We start from the raw sequence: 616 nt of genomic DNA on the forward strand, positions 1-616 counted from the left end.
CGGCGGCCAACCGCTCGAGAATTTCACCGTAGTAGCCCAGCATCCGGAACGTGAATGCCGGATCCGCGCTCGACTGGAACTCTATGTGCAGGAGTTGGTTGGAATTGACTTCCGCCAGGAAATCCAGCCTCCGCTCCTTCACGCTCGGAAGCTCCGTGTCCAGGGACTTCAAACGTCCTTCGACGCCAAGGTGGGCCAAGAGCGTCCGGCCTCCGTGTCGGAACAGATGTTTTACGGTGATGTCGTACTGGCCCACTTCTCCACTCCCCGTCGGACGCGAAGTTAACCAGCGCCTGAGCAACCATCAATGCGAAGTCTGATAGCTGGAGAATCGTTGACTATCGACTAAAACTGCCAGAATGCGCTCCGGCGGCGGCTGTCGACGATCCTGGCATGTCGGACACTGTCCACCTCGGCGTCAAGCGCCGCGAGTATACGGTTGTCGATTTGGTTGAGCCTTCCCTGCAAATTGGCCGTGGGCCGTCGCCTTGTTCAGGCGGCGATCTCCCAAAGGAACTGCCTGTTCGCAGCCTTGCCGACGTGCCTTACGCGCCCGGCCTTCGTAAGCTGGGTCAAGACAGCCGACAGCTTGCGCGATACCTGGTCGACGATCTCC

The 616-nt window shown here is 59.6% G+C and carries 2 protein-coding genes; one reads left to right on the forward strand and one right to left on the reverse strand.

The annotated features are described in order from the left end of the window. On the reverse strand, window positions 1–256 hold a 256-nt coding region (locus tag EOA60_RS36170; protein ID WP_206628456.1), incomplete at its 3' end, for a hypothetical protein. Window positions 257–393: 137 nt separating this feature from the next. On the opposite strand from EOA60_RS36170, the gene EOA60_RS38570 reads away from it, so the two are divergent. Next, the coding region (locus EOA60_RS38570) for a hypothetical protein (RefSeq protein WP_206628457.1) at window positions 394–616 on the forward strand (223 nt) is incomplete at its 3' end.

The organism is Mesorhizobium sp. M1A.F.Ca.IN.020.06.1.1 (assembly GCF_004023265.1).
Classification (GTDB): domain Bacteria; phylum Pseudomonadota; class Alphaproteobacteria; order Rhizobiales; family Rhizobiaceae; genus Mesorhizobium.